This is a genomic window from Streptosporangium sp. LJ11 (assembly GCF_051918945.1).
GTDB lineage: Bacteria > Actinomycetota > Actinomycetes > Streptosporangiales > Streptosporangiaceae > Streptosporangium.
The window spans coordinates 36,921-62,799 of sequence record NZ_JBPXMB010000023.1 but is presented as its reverse complement, the minus strand read 5'-3'; the positions used below and the strand labels follow the sequence as shown (position 1 = coordinate 62,799).

Below are 25,879 nucleotides of genomic sequence, written 5' to 3'. Positions count from 1 at the left end.
GATGTTCCCTGGCGCATCGATGTTCCCCGGCGTGTCGGCGTCTCCCGCGCCGCCGATCTCTCCCGGCCTGTCGTGGATCATTCGCTCTCCGCGGGGGGTGGGGTGAGTGGCCGTCGCACGCACGCGCTGCGTCGCCCTGGTCGGGGTGACCGGCCGTCTCGTCGAGGTCGAGGCCGATGTCGGCAGTGGCGTGGCGGGCCTCCACCTCATCGGCATGCTCGACACCGCGCTGAGCGAGGCCCGAGACCGGGTCCGTTCCGCCCTGGTCAACAGCCGATACGCCTGGCCCGACGCCCGGATCACGGTCAGCCTGTTTCCCGCCAGCCTGCCCAAGCGTGGAAGCCTGTTCGACGTCGCGATCGCCATGGCCCTGCTCGCGGCGGCCGGGTTCGTGCCCGCCGCCAGGGTCGCCGAGCCGATCTTCCTGGGCGAGCTGGGCCTGGACGGCTCGGTCAGGCCGGTGCGGGGTGTGCTCCCCGCCGTGCTGGCGGCCGTCGCCGCCGGTGCCCACACCGTCGTCGTTCCCGCCCGTAACGCCGCCGAGGCCGGTCTCGTGCCGGGGGTGAGCGTGGTTCCCGCGACCACGCTGGGCGCCCTGGTGCGCTGGTTGCGGAGCGACGAGCCGGCGGGAGGTCTTCCGCCGGGTTCCGGCCGGGCCGGTTCCGGAGGGTGCGGGGGAGCCGGGGCGGGGGAGCCCGGTGCCGATACCAGTGATCGCGGCCCGGGGGTCGCGTTCCCGCTCCCGCCGGGATCTCCCGGCGAGGCCGGCCCCGGAGACGCCCACGATGCCGGGGAGGGCCCGGACGACGCTCCCGACCTGGGAGACGTCGCGGGGCAGCCGCTCGCCCGTCGCGCGCTGGAGATCTGCGCCGCCGGAGGACACAACCTCTGGATGCTCGGTCCCCCCGGCACCGGCAAGACCATGCTCGCCGAGCGGCTGCCGACCCTGCTCCCCGCTCTGGAGCGGGACCAGGCCCTGGAGGTGACCGCCATCCACTCGGTCGCCGGTGTGCTGCCCAGGGACCGCCCCCTGCTGGTCCGCCCGCCGTTCGTGGCGCCCCACCACACCGCGACCGTCGCGTCCGTCATCGGCGGGGGCAGCGGGATGATCCGTCCGGGGGCGGTCTCACTGGCCCACCGGGGAGTGCTCTTCCTGGACGAGGCGCCCGAGTTCTCGACGACCGTTCTCGACGCGCTCAGGCAGCCGCTCGAATCGGGGCGGGTGACGGTCTCCAGGGCGTTGGCGTCGGTGACCTTCCCCGCCAGGTTCATGCTGGTGCTGGCGGCCAACAGATGCCCGTGCGCGCGGCCCTCCACCCCGGAGGATCCGTGCACGTGCGCTCCCGCGGCCCGCCGCCGCTATCTCGCGAGGCTCTCCGGCCCGCTGCTCGACCGGGTGGACGTCAAGGTCGGCCTGTTCCGTTCGACCAGGCGCGAGCTCCTCGCCGACCGTCGGTTCATCGAGTCGAGCGGGGTGGTGGCCGAGCGGGTGCTGCTCGCGCGTGAGCGGGCCGCCAAAAGGTTCGCGAACACGCCGTGGCGGTGCAACGCGGAGGTGCCCGCCCGAGCCCTCCACACCGAATACCGGCCGCCGCCCGCGGCGATGTCGCCGCTGCTCGGGCATCTCGACAGCGGCCGGTTGAGCGCCCGGGGCCTCGACCGGATCATCAAACTGGCCTGGACTCTGGCCGACCTCGCGGGCAAGGAGCGGCCGGAGCTCCACGAGACCAACTCCGCGCTGGGGCTATGGCTGGGGGAGGAACGATGAGCGACAGGCTCGCACGGCTCACCCTGATGCGCCTGGCCGAGCCGGGCGACACCGTGATGGGCGCTCTCGTCGCCCTGCGCGGCCCGGAGGCCGCCGTCGCCCTGGTCCGGAAGGGGTCCGCGGACGCGGATCTCACCCGATGGTTCGCCGAAACGCACGGCCGCCCGGCCGGAAATCCCGGCCGATCGGTGGGCGGCCCCGGCCCGTCGGCTGGAAGATCCGGCCCACGAGAGGCAGGCTCGGGCCCGCACGACGGAGGTCCCGGTTCAGTTGGCGAAGGTCCCGGCCGGTGTGGCGGGAGTCCGGAGCCGCCGGGCGGGAGGTCCGGCTCAGCCGGTGAACGGTTCCCTCCGCGTGGTGGGGGCGAGGGCCCGCATGACGGGAGCCCGGAGCCGGGAGACGGAGCATCCGGCCCGTCCGGGGAACGCCCCCTTCGGCACGACGCCTCGGAGGCGGTGCGGCACGGGAGACCGAGCGTGTCCGGCGGCCGCTCCGGCGGCGGCCGGTCTGGGACGGACAACGGCTCGGAGGCCGCGCGGGATGGGCGGCTCGCGGCCAGGCTGGACCGGATGGTCGCCTCCTGGGCGGCCCGGTTGAAGACGGCCGACCCCGCGCGTGACCTGGCCGAGGGCGAGCGGATAGGGGCGAGGCTGGTGGTTCCCGGCGATCCCGAATGGCCGACCCAGCTGGACGACCTGGGAGACTCCAGGCCCCATGCCCTCTGGCTCCACGGCGACGCCGACCTGCGGTTCTCCTGTCTCAGATCCGTCGCGGTCGTCGGTTCCCGAGCCGCCACGCCCTACGGCACGCACGTGGCGGCGGAGCTCGGGGCGGGGCTGAGCGAGAGGGGGTGGGGTGTCGTCTCCGGCGGCGCCTACGGCATCGACGGCGCCGCCCACCGGGGCGCCCTCGCCTGCGAGGGACCGACCGTCGCCGTGCTGGCCTGTGGCGCCGATGTCGCCTACCCCAGCGCGCACCAGCAGTTGTTCGCCGCCATCCGGGAACGGGGGGTGCTGGTCAGCGAGTGCCCCATGGGCGCGCACCCGACCAGGCCGAGGTTCCTCATCAGGAACCGCGTCATCGCGGCCCTGTCCAGGGGCACCGTGGTCGTCGAGGCGGCCGTGCGGAGCGGAGCGCTCAACACCGCCGGGCACGCGATCGCGCTCAACCGCCACCTGGCCGCGATGCCGGGCCCGGTGACCTCGGAGTTCTCGGCGGGGTGCCATCGGCTGATCCGCCAGGGCAGGGCCATCTGCGTCACCGGTCCCGAGGAGGTGATCGAACTCGCCGGGACGATGGGCACCGACCTGGCTCCCGAGCCGCGCGGTCCGGTACTTCCTCGCGACCGGCTCGACCCGGAGACCCGGAAGGTCGTCGAGGCCATGCCCACCCGGATCGGCGTGGGCCCCGCGACGATAGCCGTCGCCGCGGGGGTCGACCTGGAGACCGTGCTCGCCTGCCTCGGAGGCCTGGCGGCCGCGGGCTACGTCGAACGCGTCTCCCGGGGCTGGCGCCTCCGCCCCGACCGCCCTCCCGGCGGGTAGCCCGTTCCCGGGTCGCGAGGGGCGGTCGTCGGTCGAGCCCAAGGAGCCGAGGCGGCTCGAGTCAAGGGCTCGAAACGGCCCAAGCCAAGGAGCCGGAACAGCGCAGGACAAGGAGTCGAGGCGGCTCAAGCCGAAAACTCGTAACGGGGCTTCGGAGCAGCCTACGAAGGGGGCCGCGAGGCCGGAGCCGGCCACAGGGGAAGGAGGCGGACCTGGCCATGACCGAGGAGGAGCAGAGGGTCGAGGTAGGCACGGTCGCGGAGCAGGCCCCAGTGCAGGCAGGAGGCGGGACAGTGCCCAGGGACGTCCTGAAGGGTGCCGATCACCTCGCCGGTGGCCACCGCCTGCCCGCGCCGCACCGAGGGCTGGACGGGAAGGTAGGTCGTCCGCAGGCCACCGGGGTGAAGCACGGTCACCACGCCCCGGTCCGCGAGCGGCCCGGCGTAGCCGACCGTTCCCGCTCCCGCGGCCCGCACCTCGGCTCCGGAAGACGCGGAGAGGTCGGTGCCCCGGTGACCGGCCAGCCACGGCTGTGCCGGTGGTGCGAAGCCCCTGAGCACCCGCGGCCGTCCGGCGAGCGGCCATTCCCAGCGCGGCCATTCCCAGCGCGGCCGTTCCCCGTGGGGCCGTCCTCCGTGGGGTCGTTCCCGGTGGGGCCGTTTCCCGTGAAAGGAGGGGGCGGGTGCCCCGGCCGGACGCGCCGTTCTCGCCGGGCCGCGCGCACCCGGGCGGGCGGACGCGAGGGTGGTCGTGGGAGTCGTCACGCCGTACGCGCGGCCGGTCATGCCGGTGGGGTGGGCGAGGGCGGTCGCGTGACGGGCGCCCGCTGCCGCCGGTGTGGCCAGGATCAGTGAGCACAACAGGGCTCGCAGCCCCACGGTGTGGACGGACTTCATGCTCGTGAGCATGAAGTCCCGTGATGGACCGGGTATGGGCCGAATGGGATTCTGTGGATAGGCGGTCGAGGATGTGGCTGAGGATGGGGACGAAGAGGGTCGCAGAACATCATGTGAGCGATGAGAGTCCTGGCGTGTCGCGTGAGATGAGCTGGGATGGGATGGCCCAGAGATATCGACTGAGCGGGAAGAGCCGGAGAACGTCGTATGAGCGGGGAGAGCCCGGAACGTCGTGTGAACGGGGAGAGCGGGGGAACGTCGGGTGAACGGGGAGAGCGGGGGAACGTCGGGTGAGCGGGGGAGAGCCCGGAACGTCGTGTGCGAGTGAGGATCGCGTGGTCGAAGAGCGTATCCGCGAGCTGGCCGCCGAGGTGGGCGTCGAGCTGCCGCCGGTCAGGGTGAGCGGGGACGATCCGGTGCTGCCCTCCGTCTTCCGGGTGGGCACCGCGGCCGCCGTCGCCGTCGGGGCCGCCACCGCGGCCGCCGCGGCGCTCAAAGGAGGCGGGAGCCAGGCCGCGGTGGACGTGCGGGAGGCGGCGATCGCCTTCCTGGACGAGCGTCACTTCAGGATCGACGGAGTCGCCGTGGATCTGTGGGCTCCCCTCTCCGGTGACTACCGCACCGCCGACGGCTGGGTCCGGCTGCACTGCAATTTCGACCACCACCGTGACGCGGTCCTCACGGCGCTGGGACTGCCCGCCGATACGGGCAGGGACGCCGTCGAACGCGCCTGCGCGGGGCGTACCGCCGTCGAGGTCGAGGAGGCGGTGACGTCCGCGGGAGGATGCGCGGCGGCCATGCGCGACCGCGCCGGATGGCGTGAGCACCCGCAGTCGCGGGCGGTCGCCGCGTCGCCGCTCGTTCACCTGACCCGGATCGGCGATTCCGGTGGTCCGAGGCCCGGTGCTCCGAGAGGCGGGGGAGGGCGGGCGCTCGACGGGGTGCGGGTGCTCGATCTGACCAGGGTGATCGCCGGGCCGGTGGCGACCCGCACGCTGGCCGCCCACGGGGCCCAGGTGCTCAGGGTGGGTGCCCGGCATCTTCCCGAGGTTCCGGGGCCGGTGATCGGCACCGCGTTCGGCAAGCGGTCCTGCCATCTCGACCTGAGGACTCCGGCCGGGAGCGCCGCGCTGCGCGACCTGGTGGCGGAGGCCGATGTGCTCGTGCAGTCCTACCGGCCGGGCGCCCTCGAAGCGCTGGGGTTCGGTCCCCGGAGGCTGGCCGGGATCAGGCCGGGAATCGTGTGCGTCGATGTCTCGGCGTACGGCGGGCGGGGGCCGTGGGCGGGCAGGCGTGGGTTCGACAGCCTGGTACAGATGGTGTCCGGTATCGCCCGCGAGGGTGGCGACGGATCGCGGCCGCATCCGCTGCCCGCCCAGGTTCTCGACCACGCCACCGGCCACCTGGCCGCCTTCGGCGCGATGGCCGCCCTGCTCCGCCGATCCACCGAGGGGGGATCCTGGAGAGTGGAACTCTCCCTGGCCGGGACCGCGCGGTGGTTGGACGGTCTCGGCAGGGTCGACGGAGCGGCCACGCCGGAGCCTGACGTCACCGACATGATCGAGGAGATGGACAGCGCCTTCGGCCGCCTGACCTACCTCAGGCCGCCCGGCACCGTCGACGGCGTGTCACCGTACTGGTCGAGTCCACCCCCGCAGAGGGGCGAGCACCCGCCCGCCTGGTGGTGAGACCTTTCCACGACCGCTCCCGGAGGTCCTCTCCCGAATCCTGAACGCCCTCCTCCCGCGCCCTCTCCCGGCGGTCTTTCCCGAACGCCCTCTCGCGAGAGACCCCCGCGAACAGCTACGCCGCGGACGTACCCGCGGTGCGGGCCCACCCGTGGCCGGCATGTCCGTGCGGGCAGGAGCGGCTCGCCGCGGGGTCATCGGGTTCGGGATGGATCATCGGGGGCGGGGGCGGGGGCGGGGGAATGACGCAGGGGAGAGAGCCAGATCCAGGCGATCGTGGTCAGGGCTCCGGCCGCTGAGATCCAGAACACCGGGCGCAACCCGAGCAGCTCGCCGGCCAGACCGCCCGTGAGACCGCCGAGGGTGAGGACACCCTGGATCATGAACGACTGCGTGGCGTTGACCCGGCCCCGCAGCTCGGCGGGGGTCTCGCGCAGGGTGATGGCGCCCATGCAGACGGAGAAGACCACGACGGCCGTGCCGGAGGTCACCGCGCTGGCGGACAGGAACAGGAAGCTGCGCCACACCGGTCCCGAGGCGAGCGCGGCGACCATGAAATCGACGGGGAAGAGCAGCACGGAGCAGGCCAGTATCCGGTTCTCGCCGAACCGCCGGGTCAGGCGCGGGACGAGGGCCGCACCGAGCAGGCCGCCGACGCCGAAGAAGGCGGTGATCGCGCCGACCAGCCCCGCGGGCAGGCCGACCACGGTGAGCGTGTAGATCACGAACAGTGCCATGTACACGCTGCCGAAGAAATTGATCGTGACCCCGGCGGCGCAGAGCGCGCGGAGCACCGGGTGCCCGGCCACCGTGCCCAGACCCTCGCGGATCTCGGTCCACATGCCGCGCGGAGGAGCGGGCGTGTGGTTCTCCGGCGCCTTGATCGACCTGATCAGGAACGCCGAGGCCAGGAACGACACCGCGTCGACCAGGATCGCGAACGGTGCCGTGACCAGGTGGACGAGCAGCCCGGCCAGACCCGGTCCCGCGACGGTCGCCACGGCGAAGGCCGACTGGAAGCCCGCGAGCGCCTCGGTCCGCTGGCTCTTGTGGATCACCGTGACCAGGTGCGGGAAGTTGACCGCCCGGAAGATCACCGAGCAGGTGCCGACGACGAACGCCACCGCGATCAGCCACGGCACGCTGAGCAGCCCGGTGAACCAGGCCGCCGGGATCGTGGCCATGGCGACGGCCGAGACCGTGTCGCAGGCGACCATGACCGGCCGGTGCCGCCTCAGCCGGTCGGCGAGGGCACCGGCCTGGAGCCCGATCAGCAGGTAGGGCAGCGAGGTCGCGGCGGTGAGCACGCCCATCTGGATCGGGGAGGCGCCGAGCAGGACGGCGGCGGTCAGCGGCACCGCCAGCCGGGAGACCTCGGTGCCGGTCTCGGTGACGGCGCGGGCGGAGAGCAGGAACCGGTAGTCGCGCTGCTTCCTGAGGGGCACCGGCCTGGTCGCGGAGGGCTCGGGAGCCGCGGGAGCCCCGGAGGTCGCGGAGGTCATGGGGATCCGTCTCCTTCCGGCTTCCGGAGACTCTGAAGGGAATGCTTCATAACTGTGAAGATAACCCTTCATAGTTATGAAGGCAATGCTTCACATATGGAGTGGGTACGGTCTGCACATGACCGAGGTACCGAGGCGGAAGTCCCTCACCGATCCCACGGCGATGCGCGCGCTGGCGCACCCCGCGCGGCTCGCGATCCTGAACCGGCTCCAGGCCGAGGGGCCCTGCACCGCGACCGAGGTCGCCGAGGTCGTCGGGGTCACGCCCAGCGCGGCCAGCTACCACCTGCGCATGCTCGCCAAGTACGGCTTCGTCGAGGACGCGCCCGCGCGCGGTGACGGCAGGGAACGGCTCTGGCGCTCCAGCGCCGTGGGTCTCAGCGTCAGTCCCGACCCGGACGACGGACCGGACGTGCGCGGCGCCAAGGAGTTCCTGATCAAGGCGTTGCTGGAGCAGGCGGCGGACGAGGTGAACAGGGCGATGGAGAACCTCGAGCGGGAGTCACGCGAGTGGCGGGAGGCCGCGATGTTCCACCGCGCCGTCCTGCTGGTCGACGCCGAGGAGCTGAGGGCGCTGAACGAGCGGATCGACGAGTTGCTCACCCCCTACAAGACCACCGTCAGGGACAGGGGGGACGCCCCGCCCGGTGCCCGGGTCTCCGAGGCGCAGGTCAGCCTCTTCCCCCGTGCCCAGCGCCGGCCGCACGGTCTTCCACGCGACGGGTAAGGGTCACCTGACGCCCGAAGGTCGGGAAGAGGCGCGGTTGCGGGTACACTTTTGGAGGCCTGTGAGTCATGGGCCGACTTCGCATGCCCCGTCAAGAACCGGGGTCCCTCGGTCCGGGCGAGAGCCCGGCTGGATCCTGTTCGGGGCATCAGGGCGACAGCCGCAGGCTGTCGCGTCCAACCGAGAACAGCGCCCAGAGATGGGCGCCCCGATCTGGAGGACGATCAATGTCCACCCCCGTCGTCACCATGCGACAGCTGCTGGAAAGCGGCGTGCACTTCGGCCACCAGACCCGTCGCTGGAACCCGAAGATGAAGCGCTTCATCTTCACCGAGCGCAACGGCATCTACATCATCGACCTTCAGAAGTCGCTGGCCTTCATCGACAGGGCCTACGACTTCGTCAAGGAGACCGTCGCGCACGGCGGCACGATCATGTTCATCGGCACGAAGAAGCAGGCCCAGGAGGCCATCGCCGAGCAGGCCGCCCGCGTCGGCATGCCGTACGTCAACCAGCGCTGGCTGGGTGGCATGCTCACCAACTTCTCCACCGTGCACAAGAGGCTCCAGCGCCTGAAGGAGCTGGAGGAGCTCGACTTCGACAACGTGGCCGCCTCGGGGCTCACGAAGAAGGAGCTCCTCATGCGCCGCCGCGAGAAGGAGAAGCTCGAGCGCACCCTCGGCGGTATCCGCGACATGTCCCGGATCCCCAGTGCCGTGTGGGTCGTCGACACCAAGAAGGAGCACATCGGGATCAGCGAGGCTCGCAAGCTTCACATCCCGGTGGTGGCCATCCTCGACACCAACTGCGACCCCGACGAGGTCGACTACCCGATCCCGGGTAACGACGACGCCATCCGCGCCGTCGGCCTGCTGACCCGCGTCGTCGCCGACGCCGTCGCCGCCGGTCTCATGGCCCGCGCCGGCGCCAACCGCGGCGACGACAAGCCGGCCGTCGCCGGTGGCGCCGAGCCGCTGGCCGAGTGGGAGCAGGAGCTGCTCGCGGGCAGCGCCGACAGCGCCCCGGCCGCCGAGGCCGAGACCGCCGAGGCCCCCGCCGAGGCCGAGGCCGAGGTCGCGGGGACCGAGACCGCCGAGGCGACGGACGCTCCCGCCGCCGAGGACGAGTCCGCCGAGAAGACCGAGAAGCAGGCCTAGGTCACTTTCGTACGGCCCCGGCCGTACGACCCGCAAGACCCTTCCGGGTGGGTGCCGCTCAGTCGGGGGCACCCACCCGATCCACGACGATTCCCACGAGGAAAAGACAATGGCTTCCGTGAACATGGCCGACGTCAAGCGGCTTCGTGAGCTGACCGCCGCCGGCATGATGGACTGCAAGAAGGCTCTCGAGTCCTCCGAGGGTGACTTCGACCGCGCGGTCGAGATCCTCCGCCTCAAGGGCGCCAAGGACGTCGGCAAGCGTGAGGCCCGCACCGCTTCCAACGGCCTGGTCGCCCTGAAGCAGGAGGGCGACTCCGCCGCCGCGCTGCTGGAGCTCAACTGCGAGACCGACTTCGTCGCCAAGGGCGAGCGTTTCCAGGAGCTCGCGGGCCAGGTGGTCGACCACATCCTGGCCACCAAGCCGTCCGACGTGCCCTCACTGCTCGACTCCGAGCTCGACGGCAAGAGCGTCAAGACGCACCTCGACGAGGCCAACGCCGCGCTCGGCGAGAAGATCGAGATCCGCAGGTTCGCCGTGCTCGAGGGCGGTTTCATCGGCGCCTACATGCACAAGACCGACCCCCAGCTTCCCCCGGCGGTCGGCGTGCTCGTGCAGCTCGACTCCCCGAACGCCGACGTCGCCAAGGACATCGCGCAGCACGCCGCCGCGATGGCCCCGAAGTACCTCAGCCCCGCCGAGGTCCCGGCCGACGTCGTCGAGAAGGAGCGCGCGCTCTTCGAGGAGATGACCCGCGAGGAGGGCAAGCCCGAGGCCGCCATCGGCAAGATCGTTGATGGCCGGATCAACGGCTGGTACAAGGACTTCACCCTCCTTGAGCAGTCTTTCGTCAAGGACAACAAGAAGTCGGTCGCGAAGTTCGCGGACGAGAATGGTGTCAAGGTCCAGGCCTTCGTCCGCTTCAAGGTCGGCCAGGCCTAATCCCTGACATCCGCTCTTCAAACAGAGCATCAAACGAGGAGGCCGCCGCCGTGCAGGAGAACCCAGGACCCGCTACGCCGGCGGTTTCTTCGTACTCGGACCCGCTTCGCTGGAAGCGGGTGATGTTGAAGCTGTCCGGCGAGGCGTTCGCCGGCGGCGAGCCGCTGGGCATCGACCCGGGCGTCGTGGGCCACCTCGCCGACTCGATCGCCGAGGCCGTCCGCGGTGGCGTCCAGGTCTCGGTCGTCGTGGGCGGCGGCAACATGTTCCGGGGCGCCGCCCTGTCCGAGCGTGGCATGGACCGCGCGAGGGCCGACTACATGGGCATGCTCGGCACGGTCATCAACTGCCTCGCCCTCCAGGACTTCCTGGAGAAGCGGGGCATCGACACCCGGGTCCAGACGGCGATCACCATGCAGCAGGTCGCCGAGCCGTTCCTGCCCCGCCGTGCCATCCGCCACCTGGAGAAGGGGCGCGTGGTCATCTTCGGGGCGGGGCTCGGCTCGCCGTTCTTCTCCACCGACACCTGCGCCGCGCAGCGAGCGCTGGAGATCGGCGCCGAGGCGCTGCTCAAGGGCACCCAGGTGGACGGCGTCTACGACGCCGACCCCCGCAAGAACCCCGACGCCGTCCGGTTCGACCATCTCGAATATGGTGAGGTGCTGACCCGCGGCCTTGGAGTCATGGACGCCACCGCCATCAGCCTGTGCATGGACAACAGCCTGCCCATCGTGGTCTTCGACCTCATGGGCGAGGGCAACATCCTGCGGGCGGTGCGCGGTGAGAAGATCGGCACGCTGGTGAGTCCGGCACGGTGACGGGCCGGCACGGTGACAGGGCCGGTACGGCAACGGGAGCGAGCCCGACGCGGCGAGTGGAGTGGTACGCGAGGTAGGAGCGTCCCGCGAAGCGCGTGAGGGGCGCGTGACCGAGAAGACAGGGAGCGAGCCCGACGTGGCGAGTGGAGCGGTACGCGAGGTAGGAGCGTCCCGCGAAGCGAGCGAGGAGTGGTGAGCGACCACAGGACAAGGTGCGAACCTGACGTAGCGAGCTGAGCGGTACGCGACCGTGGCGGTCCAGGGTGGGCCTCCGGCGTCATGGCGTCCCGCGAAGTGCGTGAGGATGGGGAGTGACCGAGAAGACAGGGAGCCGCTGTGATCGACGAAACCCTCCTCGAAGCCGAGGAAAAGATGGACAAGGCCGTGTCGGTGGCGAAGGACGACTTCGCGGGCATCCGCACAGGTCGTGTCACCCCGTCGATGTTCAACAAGATCAGCGCTGAGTACTACGGGACACCCACCCCCATTCAGCAACTCGCCTCGTTCCACGTGCCCGAGGCGCGCATGGTCATCATCCAGCCTTTCGACAAGAGCTCGATGGCCGCGATCGAGAAGGCGATCCGCAACTCGGATCTCGGTGTGAACCCCGGTAACGACGGAGCGGTGATCCGGGTGGCCTTCCCCGAGCTGTCGGAGGAGCGCCGCAAGGAGTACATCAAGGTCGCCCGGAACAAGGCGGAGCACTCCAAGGTCTCCATTCGCAACATCCGTCGCAATGCCAAGGAGACCTTGGACAAGCTGATCAAGGATGGCGAGGCCGGTGAGGACGAGGTGCGCCGGGCGGAGAAGGAGCTCGACGACCTCACCCAGAAGCATGTCGCCAAGATTGACGAGCTGCTCAAGCACAAGGAAGCCGAGCTGCTCGAAGTCTGAACCATGATCCTTGTCCCGTGCGGGCCGTTGTCCGTACGGGGCAAGGATTTTGTGCAGGTATGAAAGTAGGACCCCCTGTGGAACCCGTGGCGGGCAGTAGCCGTACCGGCCGGAACCTCCCCGTCGCAGTGGCGGTGGGGCTCGCCCTGGCGGCGGTCATCATCGCCTCCCTCTATTTCGTGAAGGTGCTCTTCCTCGCCGTGGTGATCGCGGCGGTGGGCATCGGCGTGACGGAGCTGGTCCGGTCGTTCGAGGCCAGAGGCATCAACGTCCCGCTCGTCCCGGTCCTGGCGGGCATGACCGCCATGCTGGTCGGCGCCTACTGGGGCGGTGAGGTGACCGGCTCCGCCTGGGGCGGGACCGCCTGGCTGGTCGGCGTCTTCGCGATGACCGTGCTGGTGCTGATGATCTGGCGGATGTTCCAGGGCACCGAGAACTACGTCCGCGACATCACCGCGACCATCCTGGTCGTCGTCTACCCCTCCCTGCTCGCCGGGTTCGTGGCGCTGCTGCTCGCCGACCCCGACCAGGGCCCGGACCGGGTGGTCGTCTTCATCGCCACCACCGCCGCGAGCGACATCGGCGGGTATTTCGCCGGGATCTCCCTCGGCAGGCACAAGATGTCCCCGGTGATCAGCCCGAAGAAGACCTGGGAGGGCTTCGCCGGGTCGGCGCTGGCCTGCATGGCGGTGGGCGGCTGGCTGGTGGCGTGGCTGCTGGAGGACGACATCTGGAAGGGCGTCCTCATCGGCGCGGTCGTGGTGGTCTTCGCCACGCTCGGCGACCTCGTCGAGTCGGTGATCAAACGCGATCTCGGCGTCAAGGACATGGGCAGCGTGCTTCCCGGCCACGGGGGCATGATGGACCGCCTCGACTCCATGGTGGCCGCGCTGATCCCGGTCTGGGTGCTGCTCACCCTGCTGGTCTGAGCCTGCTGGTCTGAACCGCGCCGGCCGGGGTCACAGCGCCTCCCGCCCGCGCGTGACGTCCCGCACCCCGGTACGGTTCCCGCGCGGTCCCGGTCATCCCGCCCTGGTGAGCCGGGTCGCGGACAGGCGCGGGAGCACCGCCCGGTAGCCCTCGGCCGAGACCAGGCTCAGCTCGTCCGGGGTGATCGGGACGAGCCAGAGCCACTGCACGGAGTCGCCGCCGAAGGAGAAACCCGACAGGTCGGGCAGCCCCGGCAGTCCGGTCAGCATCATGACGCCGCCGTAGGCGGAGCCGAGCGGGAAGGTCTCCGGCCGGTGGTACCACCTGGCGGTGTGGCCGTGGCCCAGCCAGGTGACCGAGTGCCACGGATACTGCCCCAGCCACAGGAACAGCCGGGCCGCGTCGCGGGCGTCGCCGGGGGAGGCGACGGCGAGCTCCACCCGGGCGTACGCGTCCGGCCGGTCGATGTACTGCTCGACGGTGGGCATCCGCTGGCAGCTCATCCCGACCGTGGACAGGATCGTGTGCTCCCTGCCCCGCTCCGGGGGGCGTTCGGTGATGCCCACCGCGGGCATCCGCTCGCCCCCCGCGTCCCAGAACCTGCCCGCGGTACCGACCTTGCGGTCCAGGTGCCCCATCACGAACTGCTGGAACGTGGCCCAGGAGCCGTCTCCCGCGCGCCACTCCCAGTAGGCGCGGGCCTTGGCGATCCGGGAGGCCAGACCTTCGTGGGCCTCCTCCAGCGACCAGGCGAACGGGGACTCGCCCAGCGCGTCGCGGGAGTAGCCGGGCATTCCCCTGCCCATGTCCGCCCATCCAGGAATGACCGCGAGCAGCTCGTCGTTCTCGTACAGGGCGACGCCGTCGCCCTCCTCGAACCACAGCGATCGCAGCGCGCCCAGGGGCCCCCTGCCGTCGGGGTGGCGGGTGTTCGCCCTCGGGGCCACCGGCGGCAGTTCGGAGTCCAGGCGGTCCGGGTCGATCCCGTCCGGGGCCGGGCGGTGGTTGGCCAGCCAGACGGCTCCGTGCACCGTTCCCCCCGGCCCGCACAGGTAAGCTACCGAGGAAGTCTCGTCGCGTTCGACCACCAGGGTGCGGCTCCCGTAGGGGTTGACGTCGGTGAGCACGACCTCGACGCCGTCCCCCCGCTGTTCCGCGGGGCCCGTGGGGCGGTTTGTCGCCATACCTCCGGACTCTAGATCACCGTCGGGCACCGCTTCGAGCATTCGCGTAACCGTTGAGAGAAGGCGTTGGACTTGTCGACCGTCAGCCCGTCCGGGACCCCCGTACCCGGCCAGCTCACCTTCGTGGCGCCGCGCCGGGCCAAGCCCGCCCGCCATCTGGCCGACCTGACCATGGCCGAGCGCCGGGCGGTCGTCGCCGAACTGGGCGAGAAGCCGTTCCGCGCCGACCAGCTCTCCCGGCACTACTTCGAGAAGTTCAACGGCGATCCCGAGCTGATGACGGACCTGCCGGCCGCGGCCAGGGAGAAGTTCGCCACCGCGCTGTTCCCCAGCCTGCTGACCTCGGTCAGGGAGATGACCACCGACGCGGGCACCACCCGCAAGACGCTGTGGCGGCTCTTCGACGGCGCGCTGGTCGAGTCGGTCCTCATGCGCTACAGCGACCGTACGACCATGTGCGTGTCGTCACAGGCCGGATGCGGTATGAACTGCCCGTTCTGCGCCACCGGCCAGGCGGGTCTGACCCGCAACATGACCACCGCCGAGATCGTCGAGCAGGTCGTCGCCGGGGCCCGCGCGCTCGCGGCCGGCGACGTCCCGGGCGGTCCCGGGCGGGTCAGCAACGTGGTCTTCATGGGCATGGGCGAGCCGCTGGCCAACTACAAGGCCGTGATCGGCGCCGTCCGCCGCATGGTCGAGCCCGCTCCCGACGGCCTGGGCATCTCCGCCCGCGGCGTCACCGTCTCCACGGTGGGCCTGGTCCCGGCGATCGGCAAGCTCGCGGCCGAGGGCCTGCCGGTGACGCTGGCCCTCTCGCTGCACGCGCCCGACGACGAGCTCCGCGACACGCTGGTGCCGATCAACACCCGCTGGAAGGTCGCCGAGGTCCTCGACGCCGCCTGGGACTACGCGGCCAGGACCAAGCGCCGGGTCTCCATCGAGTACGCGCTGATCAAGGACATCAACGACCAGGAGTGGCGCGCCGACCTGCTCGGCAAGCTGATCAAGAACAAGCTGGTGCACGTCAACCTGATCCCGCTCAACCCGACCCCGGGTTCGAAGTGGACCGCTTCCCGCCCGGAGGACGAGCGCGCCTTCGTCCGCCGCCTGGAGTATCACGGCGTGCCGGTGACGGTCCGCGACACCCGTGGCCGCGAGATCGACGGCGCCTGCGGCCAGCTCGCCGCCGCCGAGTAGCCCTTACCGTACGGCTGCGCCCCCCGAGGCGCCGACCGCCGCCCCGGCTTACCCACCCGGGGCGGCGCTCCCCGGCCACCCCACCCTCCCACCGCATCGCCAACCGGCCCGGTGTGGCCCGCCCGGATCCCCACGCCGTCGCCTTGGCGTTCCCCGGCACGGTCATGCTCGTATCGATCGGCATCCCGCGAAGCAGCGGCCATTCCGCCGCGTTGCCTGCGACCGTGCTGGCGGAGACCTGGCGACCGATCCACCGGTAAAGCAGCGACCATCCTGCCGGCAACCCAGCGGCCATCCTGTCATCAGACCTCATGCTGTGACGTGCTTGTCCCATGGTCAGCGGCTCACAGACTCCTCTCGGCAGGATCGTTCCACGACGCGCGGAAAGGCTCGTCGAGGAGGCCTTGGCCGACACCCGCGTCACCCTCGTCACCGGGGCACGCCAGTGCGGCAAGAGCACCCCGGTCCGGCTCCTCGCCAAGGGGCGCGCCGGAGAGTGGCGCAACCTCGACACCCTCGCCGTCCGCCAGGCCGCGCTCACCGACCCCGCCGATTTCGTGGTGGGAATCGTCCTCTGCACGGGGACACAGACGCTCCCGTTCGGCGACCGCATGCGCGCCATGCCGGTGAGCGCCCTCTGGGAGGTCGCCGCTCCGTGTGGGTGACCACCTGATCGCCGGTTACGGCATCGGGATCAACGGGACGCGTCGCCAGGGCTGGTTCTCCAGTCGGGTCTCCTCTTCCAGGTTGCGGGCCGGTTCTCCCACGGTCGCTCCGCGGCGAACGTTGCACAGGCCGTGCTCAAGCCCGTAAGCCGACATGCCGGTACGTCGCACGTCGCTCAGCCGCCCCGACGCACCGGATCTGCTCGCGGTGGTGGACGAAGGTGTCGTTCGTCGCCCGACAGGCGGGCACGAACTGATGCGCGACCGGCTGCAAGCTCTGCTGAACGCCGCGTGCCGACCCAACGTGACGATCCGCGTCCTTCCCTACGGTGTCGGGGAGCACGCCGGGCTCGTCCGCGTGGCGGTGTCGTCGTCCACGTCGATGACAGGGCACGAACTCCACTGAATCGGATACCCATTTAGAGGAAATGCTGCCATTTTCTCCTGTTTCTACCTTCGAATATGTAGTGATCCGCTACCGTCGCCCGTTACGACAGAAGATCGACTAGAGACTGGAGCATTGTGCGAAGAAGAATCTCTTGGTTCGCCGTCCTCCTGGCGATGGTGACGGTTTTACCGGTCGCGGTGGCCAACGCGGACACCGAGGTAGCGAGGGCGCAAACCATCGTTTGGGCGCCCTGTGAGGAGGAGCCCGCCGCCGAGTGCGGCACGTTGAGCGTGCCCATCGACTGGTCGAAGCCGGGCGGGGCGAAGGTCGACATCGCCGTCGCGCGGCGGAAGGCCACGGATCCGGCCGCGCGGGTCGGTTCGCTGGTGATCAATCCCGGTGGTCCGGGCGGGTCGGGCGTGGAGGCCGTGTACGGCGCCCCCGGGTCCTACACCGAGGAACTGCAGCGACGGTTCGACATCGTCGGGTTCGACCCTCGGGGCGTGGGGCGCAGCAACCCGGTGATCTGCTCGGCGTCGGTGTACAACCGGATGCCGCACACCGTCATGAGAAGCCAGGCCGACTTCGACGCCTGGAACGCGTTCACCAAGAAGCTGCACGCCGACTGCCGCGCTCGTACCGGTCCGCTGTACGACCACGTCGATTCCGCCGACGTCGCCCGTGACCTGGACGCGCTGCGCGCCGCCCTGGGCGAGGAGAAGCTCACCTACTACGGGATCTCGTACGGCACGCTGATCGGCCAGATGTACGCCGAGCTGTTCCCCGGCCGAGTCCGGGCCCTTGGGCTCGACAGCAACATGGACCACAGCCTCGGCGTCGCGGGCTTCCTGGCCACCGAGGCGCTCGCCATCGAGGACGCGTTCGACCAGTTCGTCGGCTGGTGCGAGCAGGACACCAGCTGCGTCCTGCATGGGCGCGACATCCGTGCGATCTGGAAGGACCTGCGGGAGAAGGCGCGGCGTGGTGAGCTGAAGTATCCGAGCACGGGCCAGACGATGACCGAGTTGCAGGTCATCTACAACGCCGCACTGGGCACCGAGGGGCCGGCCTGGAACCTACTGAGCGAGGTGATCAACTGGTTGGACGGCGGGCCGCCGCCGGAGTGGGCGCCCCCGCTGCCCGGCCGACAGCCCGTGGAGGGTGACGTCGCCTATCTGCCGACCGCGGTTCTCTGCCAGGACTACAACCTCCAGGTGCGTAACTACTCGGAGTACGCCGCGCTCATGCGTGTCTCCAACCGGCTCGCACCCGACACGGGGTACCACCCGTACCCGATCGACGATCTGCCGATCTGCATGAACTACCCGACCACCAACGCGCCGCACGCACTGCGATACACGGGCGACGCCCCGCTGCTGCTCGGGAATTCCCTGCACGATCCGGCCACCCCGTGGATATGGTCCGCCAACGCGGCCCGTCAGCTCGGGTCCAAGGCGGTGTTGCTCACATACGAGGGCTGGGGACACCGCATCTACGGCAAGGACAAGTGCCAGACGGACATCTTCGACGAGTACCTGATCTCGCTGAAGGTGCCGCCGCGCGGCACGCGCTGCGCCGTGGGCACGCCCGAGGAGAGCGTGCTCAAGCAGCAGGCGCCGTCACGGACGTGGCCGACCGGCCCGAACCACTGGGCGGCCGGCCCGGTCGCGGCCTCGCCCGCCTTCTGACTCCGGAGGCGGGTCTCCGCCCGGGTGCTCATCCGGGTGAGATTCGTGTGGCTGTCGAGTGAGTGGGTGTCGTCGAACCACGGCGAGTCCGGTGGTTCGACGACACCCGTTCAGGGGTTCAGGCGGCGGAGCCGTGCGTACAGGGTGAGGCTCGCGGCGGTCCAGAAGAGGGTGGCGGCGGAGATGGGGAGCACGACGGTGTCGAGCAGGCCTGCGTTGGCGGCGCGCATCCAGGGCATGATCGGCACCGAGAGGCGGCCCACCGGGGTGAGGCTGACCAGCAGCAGGGCGAGATAGCCGCCGAAGAGGGCGAGCATCGAGACGGCGGGGGAGGCCAGGATCGGGCGGCTGGTCAGGGCGCCCAGGGCCGTTCCCGCGCTCACGCCGAGCACGTGCAGCACGATGCCGAGTGCCAGGTCGGCGGAGGTGGGCATGGCCGCGAAGCCGTGGACCAGCGGGAACCCGACCGCGATCGCCGCCATGCCGAGGGTGACGATCAGCGCGGAGAGCAGCCCGGCCCCGATCTCGCGACCGGGTCGTCCGGCGGCCGTCATGGAGATCAGCCGCTGCGTCGGGGGCTCGGTGTCGAGCAGTCCCCGGGCGGCCCAGGCGAAGACGAGGATCAGCAACCCGGCCGAGTCGGCGTACGCGGGCAGCTCCTTGCCCGGCGGGGTCAGGGTGGAGTAGAAGATGAGCAGCATCACGAAGAGCCCGATCATCGGCTGGAGCAGCCGGTGCGACCGGGCGTAGGCGGAGAGCTTGAAGCGTACGAGGTGGATCATGATGACCGCCTGGTGAGGTAGCCGTCGGCGCGGAGCTTCTGTTCCACCTCGTCGGCGTCGTCCGCGTCCACGACCACCTCGATGACCACCTGCGGGGACGGTCCTGCCGGAAGTGTCCGCGGTTCTTCGGAGGTGTTCTGCGGGGGAAGGGCGCCGGTGGTGACGTTGCCGTCCGCGACGAGCCAGTGGTCGGCGCCGGGGAAGTCCTGGAGTTGCTTCTGGTGGTCGCTGACCACGACCGTGCCGCCGCGTGCGGCGATCTCTTCGATGATCACGGGGAGTTCGGTGCGGGTCTGCTCGTCGAGACCGGCGAAGGGTTCGTCCAGGATCAGCAGGTCCGGCGGGGCGAGCAGCGACTGGATGAGTCCCACCTTCTGCGCGCTGCCCTTGGACAGGTCGCCGAGCGGCTGCTCCAGCAGGTGGGTCGCGTTCAGCCGTTCCGCCAGGCCTCCGGCGGCCGAGGTGGAGGAGAGGCCCCGGATCCCGGCCATGTGGGCGAGGTAGGCGGCGACGGTGAACGGCTGGTCCACGGGGAACACGTCGGGGGCGTAGCCGACGACGCCCGGCCGGTCGGAGATCGAGCCCCGGGACGGGGGGACGAACCCCGCCATCAGGCGGAGCAGCGTCGACTTTCCCGCGCCGTTGCGGCCGGTGACCTCGACGACGGAGCCGGGGCGGAGCGTGAGCTCGACGTCCCGCAGGATCCAGGGGCCGCGCCGCGAGTATCGGAAGGACACCGTGGAGAGCCGCATAAGCCGCAACCCTACCGTGATCATCCGCTTTCCGGCCCGCGTCCTCGATCTCCCGGTTTCCGGCCTTGGCTGATGGCCCCTGTGTTCCCGGTCACCCGCTTTCCCGTCGCGTCCTGCCGGAACGCGGGCGGAGACCCCGCGCGAACGCGAGGTCTCCGTCGTCGAGCCTGTGCGGTGTTCGGTTGTGCCGAGCCCGTGCGGTTACGTGCCGTTGTGGTCCGGCTTCGCGTTCACGGGATCAGCGGCCGTAGATGTCGAGGTCCCACAGGGAGTAGCCGTAGGCGGGCAGGGCGCGCTGGGTGCCGTACACGCGGACGTAGCGCCCGCTGCCGCTGACGGTGAGGTCGTCCACTCCGCCGTCGGAGGCGACGGTGGAGTGGACGTCGGTCCAGGTGCTGTTGTCGGTGGAGGTCTGTACCTGGTACGCCTTGCCGTAGGCGGCCTCCCAGTTCAGCCGGACCCGGCTGATGGAGCGGGTGGCTCCCAGGTCGACGGTGATCCACTGTGGGTCGGCGTAGGCGCTGCTCCAGCGGGTGGCGGGGTCGCCGTCCACGGCGTAGGCGCCGACCCGGCCGTTGCCCTCCTCCACGCTGCTGGTCGTGACTGGCCTGCCGACGGACAGCAGCGTGGGGGTCGAGGTGGCGGGGGTGCCGTAGACGCTGAGGTCCCACAGGGAGTAGCCGTAGGCGGGCAGGCCGCGCTGGGTGCCGTGGACGCGGACGTAGCGGCCGGTGCCGGTGAGGGTGAGGTCGTCGACCCCGCCGTCGCCCGTGGTGGTGGAGTGGATGTTGGTCCAGGTGCTGTTGTCGGTGGAGGTCTGTACCTGGTACGCCTTGCCGTAGGCGGCCTCCCAGTTCAGCCGGACCCGGTTGAGGTTGTAGGTGGCGCCGAGGTCGACGGTGATCCACTGCGGGTCGGCGTAGGCGCTGCCCCAGCGGGTGGCGGGGTTGCCGTCCACCGCGTTGGATCCGACGTGCGCGCTGCCGCTCTCCACGCTGCTGGTCGTGACCGGCCTGCCCCGCGCCAGGTCGGTGGTGGGGTCGGGATCGCCGGGCGGGGTGCCGGCCCCGGCACCGGTGAAGGTGTAGCTGTCCAGGTCGAACAGGGCGCCGGTGCCGGTGCCGGTGCCGGTGAAGACGATGTACAGGTCGTGGGTGCCGTCGTCGGGCTTGGTGACCGGGGCGGTCACCTCGGCGTAGTTGTCCCAGCCGCCGGTTCCGGCGACCGCGGCGCGGGCGACCTCGGGGCCGGTGGGCGAGTCGAAGCGGAACGACACGGTGCCGCCCGCGTTGGCGGAGGAGACGCGCGCCCTCACCCCGGTGATGCCCTTGAGGCTGACGGCGTGGTGCTTGACCCACTCGCCGTTCTGGATGTCACCGAGCCGCTTGGCGCCCTCCGCCGCCGCCTGGTCGACGACCCTGGGGCCGTTGAGCTGGACGTAGTGCTCGGCCTGCCACTGCTTGGGCCAGAGCGTGATCTCCTTCTCGCCGGTGAGCGGGACGCTGCCGGTCGCCCCGCGGTCGGTGTAGCCGCCGCGGATCACGAAGAACTGCACGGCGTCGAGCCCCGCGTGGATGGGACCGGTGTTCACGGTGAAGCCGCAGCCGGTGCCCTGGCCCTCCTCGTGGGCGTGCTCCTGGTGGCCGAGCGCGGCACGGATGACGACGTCTGCGCAGGGGGGCGTGCCGTCCTGCGCGTCGGTCGCGGTCGCGGTCGAGACCAGGTCGTCGCCCCAGCTGTACATGCCTCCGGCGGGCAGGCCGTTCAGCGTCACCGCGGGCCGGTTGTTGCCCACCACGACGGGGATCACGACGGTCCCGGTGCGGTTGCCCGGATCCCTGACGGTCAGCCTGGCCCGCTTGTCGCCGTTGGTCGTGTAGGTGTACGTGGGGTTGGCGGCGGTGGAGTCGACGGTGCCGTTGTCGTCGAAGTCCCAGGCGTAGGTGAGCGCGTCACCGTCGGGGTCGGAGGTCCCGGCGCTGGAGAAGGTGACCGCGAGAGGGGCGAGCCCGTTGTCCCGGTTGACCGTGGCCTGGGCGATCGGCGACCGGCCGCCCTGCACGTGGTTGATCTTGTAGAGGCCGGCGTCGGCGGCGCCGGAGAAGTAGCCGCTGCCGTACTCCAGCAGGTAGAGCGAGCCGTCGGGGCCGAACTCCATGTCGATGGGGTGCACGAGGTTCATTCCGGCGAGCACCGGCTCGATGACGGTCGGCGTCCCGGTGGTCGGGTTGCCGTTGCCGAACTGGACCTCCTTGATCCAGTTACGGCAGTACTCGGAGATCAGCAGCTTGTTGTCGTAGTAGACGGGCCACTTCACGTCCGAGACGAGGTTCGGGTCGTAGTGGTAGACCTCGGCGTGGTTGGGAGAGCCGCAGCCGCCGGGGTTGTCCAGGGCGGGCCACTCCTTGCTGCCGCCGTGCTGCTCCCAGACCAGCGCCGGCTTGGTGGGGGGCAGCTGCTGGAGGCCGGTGTTGCGTGGCGAGTTGTTCACCGGGCCGGTCGTGCCGCCGCAGGGGAACCAGCCGCGGGGGGCGTTCGCCGCGAAGTCCCAGTCGTTGTAGGCGACGTTGGGACCGCCGCAGTAGGGCCAGCCGTAGTTGCCGGGCCCGGTGGCGCGGTTGAACTCGTCGTAGGCGGCGGGACCGCGGTTGGCGAGGGTCGCGTTCGCGTCGGGGCCGACCTCGCCCCAGTGCAGGGTGTTGCCCGACTTCTTGTCGACCCAGATCCGGTACGGGTTGCGGGTGCCCATGATGTAGATCTCGGGCCTGGTCTGCGCGGTCCCCGGGGCGAAGAGGTTGCCCGCGGGGATGGTGTAGGTGCCGTTGTTCTCCGGGTGGATCCGGTTGATCTTGCCGCGCAGGTCGTTGGTGTTGCCGGAGGTGCGCTGCGCGTCGTACTGCGGGTTGCGGCTCGTGCGCTCGTCGATCGGGGCCATGCCCGCCGAGTCGCCGCCGGAGTTGGTGTTGTCGCCGACGGCGAAGTACAGGTTGTCGTCGCTGTCCCAGGTCATCGAGCCGGCCGAGTGGCAGCACAGCTCACGCTCGGTGGGCCACTCGATGATCATGTCCTCGCTGGCCGGGTCGAGGACGTTGGTGCCGGCGTTGAAGGTGAACCGGGAGATCCGGTTCACCAGCGGCGTCATCTTGGGCGAGTAGAAGAGGTACACCCAGCGGTTGGTGGCGAACTTCGGGTGGAGGGTGATGCCGATGAGCCCGTCCTCGAAGCGCGCGTCCAGCTGGAGCGTGAGCGCCACGGTCGTGGCCTTCGTCGCGGGGTTGTACAGGCGGACCTGGCCGCCGCCGGAGGTGGTGCCCCGGTTGATGTAGAGGACCTTGCCGTCGGGCAGGACGGAGAGCTCGATGGGCTCGCCCATCGACAGCCCGCCGTCCAGCTTGACCTTCTCGAACGCGCTGGTCGGCGGCGGGGCGAGAGCGGCGGTGGTCCCGAGCGAGGAGGCGGAGGCGGTCCCGAGCGCGGCGGCGGTCGACGCCGCGGCGGTGGTGCCGGTGGCTCCCGCCGCGGCGGCGGCGAGAGCGAGAACGAGAACGCCCAAGGTCGTACGAAGGCGCGTGAAACCTAACACGAAGGTCTCCTGGGGGGTGAAAAGGCAGACGCGTGCGGGGTGGTGTCAGGTGCCGTAGATGTCGAGGTCCCACAGGGAGTAGCCGTAGGGGGGCAGGCCGCGCTGGGTGCCGTACACGCGCACGTATCGGCCGGTGCCGGTGACGGTCAGGTCGTCGACGCCCCCGTCACCCGCGGTGGTGGAGTGGACGTCGGTCCAGGTGCTGTTGTCGGTGGAGGTCTGTACCTGGTACGCCTTGCCGTAGGCGGCCTCCCAGTTCAGCCGGACCCGGCTGATGGAGCGGGTGGCTCCCAGGTCGACGGTGATCCACTGCGGGTCGCTGTAGGCGCTGCCCCAGCGGGTGGCGGGGTTGCCGTCCACCGCGTTGGATCCGACGTGCGCGCTGCCGCTCTCCACGCTGCTGGTCGTGACCGGCCTGCCGACGGACAGCAGCGTGGGGGTCGAGGTGGCGGGGGTGCCGTAGACGCTGAGGTCCCACAGCGAGTAGCCGTACGCGAGGGCTCGCTGGGTGCCGTACACGCGCACGTAGCGGCCGGTGCCGGTCAGCGTCAGGTCGTCCACTCCGCCGTCGCCCGTGGTGGTGGAGTGGATGTTGGTCCAGGTGCTGTTGTCGGTGGAGGTCTGTACCTGGTACGCCTTGCCGTAGGCGGCCTCCCAGTTCAGCCGGACCCGGTTGAGGTTGTAGGTGGCGCCGAGGTCGACGGTGATCCACTGCGGGTCGGCGTAGGCGCTGCCCCAGCGGGTGGCGGGGTTGCCGTCCACCGCGTTGGATCCGACGTGCGCGCTGCCGCTCTCCACGCTGCTGGTCGTGACCGGCCTGCCCCGCGCCAGGTCGGTGGTGGGAGGGTTCGAGGGACCGTCCTGCTTGATGCGGATGTTGCGGTAGCTGATGTCGAGCCCGTCACCGTCGTTCTGGACGCCGATGTAGCCGTTGGCGATGTTCCGCGTGCTCGTGTAGTCGTTGATCTTGGTGCCGTTGAGGTAGATCTCGACGCGCTGCCCGTGCACCGCGATCTCGTAGGTGTTCCAGGAGCCGGGCGGGTTGAGCGCCGCGGCGCGCGCGGCCGTGTCGGGTGCCTTGAAGCTGTAGACGCTGCCCGTGGTCCGGGTGGGGTCGGCGTCGGAGGCGTCGATCTGGATCTCGTGTCCCAGGTCGACCGGTTGCCACGGGTCGTTCCCCGGGTCGGGGAAGCCGATGAAGACGCCGCCGTTGTCGTCGCCGGGCATCATCCAGTCGAGCTTGAGCGAGTAGTTGGAGAAGGTCGAGACGGGGTACCAGAGCAGGCCCATGCCGCCGACCGAGGACAGCGTCCCGTTGGCGAGGGTGAAGCCGCCGGCGCCGGCCTGCCGCCACTGGTTGAGACTGGCCTGCGTGCCGTCGAACAGCGGCGTGTAGCCGGTCTCGGGACGGCAGTCCGCGGCCCTGGCCCGCGCGGCGACCTGGATGCCGCCGAGCAGCATCTTCGTGAAGCCGGGGTCGGCGTAGGACTCGTCGGTGTGACCGAGGCCGGTGTACCAGGCCCGGCCGCCCTGGTAGTCCTGGCACCAGGTGATCGGGTGGTCGGCGCCCATGCCGCCGCCGCTGTAGGACGACTCGTCCAGGTTGGCCAGCACCTTGACGGCGGTGCGCGGGTTGGCGCGGTAGTCGTACCACTCGTCGGTGCGGGTCCAGGTGGGCGCCAGGTGCGAGGTGGACGGGTTCGCCCGGTCCTCGACGCGGATCGTCGCCTGCTGGGTGGCGGGGTGGGCGCGGAAGTACGCCCCGACCAGGCCGCCGTACCAGGGCCAGTCGTACTCGGTGTCGGCCGCTGCGTGGACGCCGACGTATCCGCCGCCGCTCGCGATGTAGGACTGGAACGCGGTCTGCTGCGTCGCGTTGAGCACGTCGCCGGTGGTCGACAGCCAGATGACCGCCTGGTACTGGGCGAGGTTGGCGGTGGTGAAGGCTCCCGCGTCCTCCGTGGCGACCGTCGTGAAGCCGTTGGCCGCGCCGAGCCGCTGGATGGCGGAGATCCCGAGGGGGATGGAGGAGTGCCGGAAGCCGGCGGTCTTGGAGAAGATGAGGACCTTGGTCAGGGGAGCCGCGGAGGCGGTGCTGGGTAGCAGCGCGACGGCTCCGGTGATCATGACGGCCAGCGCGAGGAGAACCCGCGAGATCCGGCGCATACGTCTACTCCTAGGGGGAGAGGAGCGCGCCGCCGCACCTGGTGACAACCTTTCGGCGGAGATGTCGAGACATTCGCCGCCGTACGACAAAAGATTCGCACGGACCAGCGAAAGCGTCAATGTATGGGAGCGCTAACAGGCGATTCGCCTCGCGATGATCTTGATACATCGGATGTATTTATTTGCGGCACGCTGTAATTTCCGGACGGTATGGACAAAATATGGCCTGGTCAGCGACTCACCGCGCTTGCGGGGCAAGTTCTTCCTGTCCAAAGGGGATATTTCACGTCTTGACGTATGCAGACGTCCGATGTTAACTACGGCTGACAGATCCGATCTACCAAATGTGAAGCAGGCCCGGCCTGTGACCACAGGTGTCCCGGTGGCGGATCTGTACCCACGGGGAAGTTAGGGAGTCGCCGCCGGTCGCCGATTGCCGGCGGCGGCTCCCTAACTCCCCGGCGTAGCTCCCCTGCATCACGTCACCCGCCCACCGGAACGTCCCGCCGAAGCGACCCGCTCTCCCCGAGCGGCGGCGCCGGCACGCAGGTGGGTGAGTCGCGCGCTCGGTCAAGGCGGGGCGGCGTGGCCGCCGTCCCCGGTGGCG

Annotated in this window: 20 protein-coding genes; 13 read left to right on the top strand and 7 right to left on the bottom strand. The window is 70.5% G+C overall.

The window, feature by feature from the left end; translation table 11 throughout:
- The first annotated feature begins 106 nt into the window (after positions 1 to 106).
- Positions 107 to 1,768 (top strand): YifB family Mg chelatase-like AAA ATPase, encoded by a 1,662-nt coding sequence (locus ACTOQ3_RS30445; protein WP_440086877.1) that lies wholly within the window; start codon positions 107 to 109, stop codon positions 1,766 to 1,768.
- A 476-nt stretch (positions 1,769 to 2,244) separates the two neighbouring features.
- A complete protein-coding gene (gene dprA / locus ACTOQ3_RS30440) occupies positions 2,245 to 3,312 on the top strand; it encodes a DNA-processing protein DprA (RefSeq protein WP_440086876.1) in 1,068 nt (355 codons plus the stop codon).
- A 161-nt stretch (positions 3,313 to 3,473) separates the two neighbouring features.
- Here the strand turns inward: dprA and ACTOQ3_RS30435 are convergent, their stop codons facing one another.
- A complete protein-coding gene (locus ACTOQ3_RS30435; RefSeq protein ID WP_440086875.1) occupies positions 3,474 to 4,208 on the bottom strand; it encodes a murein hydrolase activator EnvC family protein in 735 nt (244 codons plus the stop codon).
- A gap of 335 nt (positions 4,209 to 4,543) precedes the next feature.
- On the opposite strand from ACTOQ3_RS30435, the gene ACTOQ3_RS30430 reads away from it, so the two are divergent.
- Complete coding sequence (locus ACTOQ3_RS30430) at positions 4,544 to 5,896, top strand: CoA transferase (protein ID WP_440086874.1); 1,353 nt, start codon at positions 4,544 to 4,546, stop codon at positions 5,894 to 5,896.
- Between the two features lie 194 nt (positions 5,897 to 6,090).
- Here the strand turns inward: ACTOQ3_RS30430 and ACTOQ3_RS30425 are convergent, their stop codons facing one another.
- Positions 6,091 to 7,398: an MFS transporter gene (locus ACTOQ3_RS30425; protein ID WP_440086873.1), complete on the bottom strand. Its 1,308-nt coding sequence runs from the start codon at positions 7,396 to 7,398 to the stop codon at positions 6,091 to 6,093.
- 118 nt (positions 7,399 to 7,516) lie between these two features.
- Between ACTOQ3_RS30425 and ACTOQ3_RS30420 the strand changes: the two genes are divergently transcribed.
- The 6 genes from ACTOQ3_RS30420 (at position 7,517) to ACTOQ3_RS30395 (ending at position 12,866) form a co-directional block, all read left to right on the top strand.
- Positions 7,517 to 8,125, top strand: coding sequence for an ArsR/SmtB family transcription factor (locus ACTOQ3_RS30420; protein WP_440086871.1), 609 nt, complete (start codon positions 7,517 to 7,519; stop codon positions 8,123 to 8,125).
- 227 nt (positions 8,126 to 8,352) lie between these two features.
- Entirely contained in the window at positions 8,353 to 9,282 is a 930-nt protein-coding gene (gene rpsB, locus ACTOQ3_RS30415) for a 30S ribosomal protein S2 (protein ID WP_440086870.1), read from the top strand.
- Between the two features lie 109 nt (positions 9,283 to 9,391).
- Entirely contained in the window at positions 9,392 to 10,225 is an 834-nt protein-coding gene (tsf, locus tag ACTOQ3_RS30410; RefSeq protein ID WP_440086868.1) for a translation elongation factor Ts, read from the top strand.
- 50 nt (positions 10,226 to 10,275) lie between these two features.
- The gene (gene pyrH / locus ACTOQ3_RS30405; protein WP_386160956.1) at positions 10,276 to 11,043 is read left to right on the top strand and encodes a UMP kinase; all 768 of its coding nucleotides are present in this window, start codon (positions 10,276 to 10,278) and stop codon (positions 11,041 to 11,043) included.
- A gap of 336 nt (positions 11,044 to 11,379) precedes the next feature.
- Positions 11,380 to 11,937 (top strand): ribosome recycling factor, encoded by a 558-nt coding sequence (frr, locus tag ACTOQ3_RS30400; protein WP_362680448.1) that lies wholly within the window; start codon positions 11,380 to 11,382, stop codon positions 11,935 to 11,937.
- 59 nt (positions 11,938 to 11,996) lie between these two features.
- The gene (locus ACTOQ3_RS30395; protein ID WP_362680452.1) at positions 11,997 to 12,866 is read left to right on the top strand and encodes a phosphatidate cytidylyltransferase; all 870 of its coding nucleotides are present in this window, start codon (positions 11,997 to 11,999) and stop codon (positions 12,864 to 12,866) included.
- Between the two features lie 93 nt (positions 12,867 to 12,959).
- Here ACTOQ3_RS30395 and ACTOQ3_RS30390 read toward each other — a convergent pair whose 3' ends face one another.
- A complete protein-coding gene (locus tag ACTOQ3_RS30390) occupies positions 12,960 to 14,051 on the bottom strand; it encodes a suppressor of fused domain protein (protein WP_440086867.1) in 1,092 nt (363 codons plus the stop codon).
- 72 nt (positions 14,052 to 14,123) lie between these two features.
- Here ACTOQ3_RS30390 and rlmN point away from each other — a divergent pair, with 72 nt between their 5' ends.
- The 4 genes from rlmN to ACTOQ3_RS30370 all read left to right on the top strand — a co-directional run bounded on the left by rlmN (position 14,124) and on the right by ACTOQ3_RS30370 (position 17,989).
- Positions 14,124 to 15,248, top strand: coding sequence for a 23S rRNA (adenine(2503)-C(2))-methyltransferase RlmN (rlmN, locus tag ACTOQ3_RS30385; RefSeq protein ID WP_362680458.1), 1,125 nt, complete (start codon positions 14,124 to 14,126; stop codon positions 15,246 to 15,248).
- A gap of 404 nt (positions 15,249 to 15,652) precedes the next feature.
- Positions 15,653 to 15,913: a hypothetical protein gene (locus tag ACTOQ3_RS30380; protein WP_440086866.1), complete on the top strand. Its 261-nt coding sequence runs from the start codon at positions 15,653 to 15,655 to the stop codon at positions 15,911 to 15,913.
- Between the two features lie 154 nt (positions 15,914 to 16,067).
- Positions 16,068 to 16,319 carry a Scr1 family TA system antitoxin-like transcriptional regulator gene (locus tag ACTOQ3_RS30375; RefSeq protein WP_440086865.1) on the top strand — a complete coding sequence of 84 codons (252 nt, stop codon included), beginning with the start codon at positions 16,068 to 16,070 and terminating at the stop codon, positions 16,317 to 16,319.
- A 155-nt stretch (positions 16,320 to 16,474) separates the two neighbouring features.
- On the top strand, positions 16,475 to 17,989 hold the full coding sequence (locus ACTOQ3_RS30370; protein WP_440086864.1) for an alpha/beta fold hydrolase: 1,515 nt from the start codon (positions 16,475 to 16,477) through the stop codon (positions 17,987 to 17,989).
- A 110-nt stretch (positions 17,990 to 18,099) separates the two neighbouring features.
- Here ACTOQ3_RS30370 and ACTOQ3_RS30365 read toward each other — a convergent pair whose 3' ends face one another.
- The 4 genes from ACTOQ3_RS30365 to ACTOQ3_RS30350 form a co-directional block, all read right to left on the bottom strand.
- A complete protein-coding gene (locus ACTOQ3_RS30365) occupies positions 18,100 to 18,771 on the bottom strand; it encodes a hypothetical protein (RefSeq protein WP_440086863.1) in 672 nt (223 codons plus the stop codon).
- A complete protein-coding gene (locus ACTOQ3_RS30360) occupies positions 18,768 to 19,523 on the bottom strand; it encodes an ATP-binding cassette domain-containing protein (protein ID WP_440086862.1) in 756 nt (251 codons plus the stop codon). Before ACTOQ3_RS30360 ends, ACTOQ3_RS30365 begins: the two co-directional genes overlap by 4 nt.
- Positions 19,524 to 19,761: 238 nt before the next feature.
- Positions 19,762 to 23,106, bottom strand: coding sequence for a galactose-binding domain-containing protein (locus tag ACTOQ3_RS30355; RefSeq protein WP_440086860.1), 3,345 nt, complete (start codon positions 23,104 to 23,106; stop codon positions 19,762 to 19,764).
- A 45-nt stretch (positions 23,107 to 23,151) separates the two neighbouring features.
- Positions 23,152 to 25,272, bottom strand: a complete 2,121-nt coding sequence (locus tag ACTOQ3_RS30350) for a ThuA domain-containing protein (protein ID WP_440086859.1) — start codon at positions 25,270 to 25,272, stop codon at positions 23,152 to 23,154.
- Between the last annotated feature and the right edge of the window lie 607 nt (positions 25,273 to 25,879).

Bases quoted from the DNA above. Each gene is read 5' to 3' on its own strand.
- ACTOQ3_RS30435 (WP_440086875.1), bottom strand. From the start codon at position 4,208: ATGAAGTCCGTCCACACCGTGGGGCTGCGAGCCCTGTTGTGCTCACTG.
- ACTOQ3_RS30425 (WP_440086873.1), bottom strand. From the start codon at position 7,398: ATGACCTCCGCGACCTCCGGGGCTCCCGCGGCTCCCGAGCCCTCCGCG.
- ACTOQ3_RS30420 (WP_440086871.1), top strand. From the start codon at position 7,517: ATGACCGAGGTACCGAGGCGGAAGTCCCTCACCGATCCCACGGCGATG.
- rpsB (WP_440086870.1), top strand. From the start codon at position 8,353: ATGTCCACCCCCGTCGTCACCATGCGACAGCTGCTGGAAAGCGGCGTG.
- tsf (WP_440086868.1), top strand. From the start codon at position 9,392: ATGGCTTCCGTGAACATGGCCGACGTCAAGCGGCTTCGTGAGCTGACC.
- ACTOQ3_RS30395 (WP_362680452.1), top strand. From the start codon at position 11,997: ATGAAAGTAGGACCCCCTGTGGAACCCGTGGCGGGCAGTAGCCGTACC.
- ACTOQ3_RS30390 (WP_440086867.1), bottom strand. From the start codon at position 14,051: ATGGCGACAAACCGCCCCACGGGCCCCGCGGAACAGCGGGGGGACGGC.
- ACTOQ3_RS30375 (WP_440086865.1), top strand. From the start codon at position 16,068: ATGCCGGTACGTCGCACGTCGCTCAGCCGCCCCGACGCACCGGATCTG.
- ACTOQ3_RS30370 (WP_440086864.1), top strand. From the start codon at position 16,475: ATGGTGACGGTTTTACCGGTCGCGGTGGCCAACGCGGACACCGAGGTA.
- ACTOQ3_RS30365 (WP_440086863.1), bottom strand. From the start codon at position 18,771: ATGATCCACCTCGTACGCTTCAAGCTCTCCGCCTACGCCCGGTCGCAC.
- ACTOQ3_RS30360 (WP_440086862.1), bottom strand. From the start codon at position 19,523: ATGCGGCTCTCCACGGTGTCCTTCCGATACTCGCGGCGCGGCCCCTGG.
- ACTOQ3_RS30350 (WP_440086859.1), bottom strand. From the start codon at position 25,272: ATGCGCCGGATCTCGCGGGTTCTCCTCGCGCTGGCCGTCATGATCACC.